Raw genomic sequence first — 1,261 nt, forward strand, 5'->3', positions numbered from 1 at the left:
TGCCGAACAGAAGCAGGCACAGTTGGGACAAAAGGATGAAAGACAGTACGAACAAGGACTGAAATCCCCACAGCATCAGGAAACTATGTTCAGCCTGCCCTCCAAGCATGATCAGGAGCGAGGAGCCGATCAGGGAAACGAATACGGCCGCCGCTGCATTGATCAGATTTCGGGCGGCGAACAACCGCCAGCGGCCAATTCCTGCTGCAACCAGCGCCATTGACGATTGCGTCATGTTCATACTCATAATCATCGTGCCGACATACGAGGCGAGCAGCAGCATCATGGGCGCCATTTGGTTGTTCATTCCCCGGACGGCATTCATATTAGCAAATTCGGATGTCACCCGTTCGGACAGCGACTTCGCGGCGGCAGCCGGCTGCTCATCCGGGAGCTTTGCCTGCGCCAATGCGGCTTGCAGGCCCTGTCCGACCGCCTCTTTGTTTACCGCGGCCGTCACCTGTGCGGCAATCNNGCAGCTTCCTCTCGTTCAGCAGTTGCTCCGCTTCCGGTTGGGTGGCAATCAGCCGTGTACGGACAGGCAGCTCTCCGGCCAATTTTCCCGCAATCGCCTGACCTGCCGCTTGGTCGGACACGACAATGCCTACTTCCAGCTGCTTCAGCCTGTCCGCCCCGGTAACTCCGTCATAAGCTGTCATCCAGACGACAGCAAAAATAATTTGAAACATCACAGCCGTAACGATTCCAACGATCGTAGACGGCTTCTTCAAGTAAGCCTGTAACGCGTAAACCATTTCCGATCACTCCTTTATCGTGTTGTCAAGTTGCGCCCTGCTCAAAGCCCGCCTCCGGCTTTCTCACCCGACCGCTCTATGCCGCTATGGGAGCAGCCCGCCACAAATACGCACGCCGCCAAAGCCATAAACCCACATCCTCTTCCCAACTCCCTGCTTTTTATTTATAATGAGAATCATTATCAATTATAGAGAGGTTCCATAATAGTACCATCCCTCAAATCTGGGATTTGTTGATACAGCCAGAGAGACGAGGGGCTTGAGGAGGCCGAATATGTATACAAACCTGGAACCCGTCAGAGCTAAATTGTTGAAGCTTTCCGAGGGTAAAAGCTGTTCACATGCTTACAGGAGAGCGCTTGTGAAGCTGCTGCGGCAGCATGTTCCCTTCGATGCCGCATGCTGTACTACCGTCGATCCTGAAACGCTGCTGTCCACAGGAGCAGTAACGGATGAGGAGGTAGAGCTCATTCACGACAGCCTGTTCGAATACGATTATGTGAGAA

1 pseudogene is annotated in these 1,261 nt (G+C 53.6%); it reads right to left on the bottom strand.

Annotation, left to right across the window (positions count from 1 at the left end):
• Positions 1-460 (bottom strand): annotated as a pseudogene (locus ET33_RS36880) (YhgE/Pip domain-containing protein); the annotation flags it as partial.
• Positions 461-1,261: the final 801 nt, after the last annotated feature.

It is taken from the genome of Paenibacillus tyrphae (assembly GCF_000722545.1).
Classification (GTDB): domain Bacteria; phylum Bacillota; class Bacilli; order Paenibacillales; family NBRC-103111; genus Paenibacillus_G; species Paenibacillus_G tyrfis.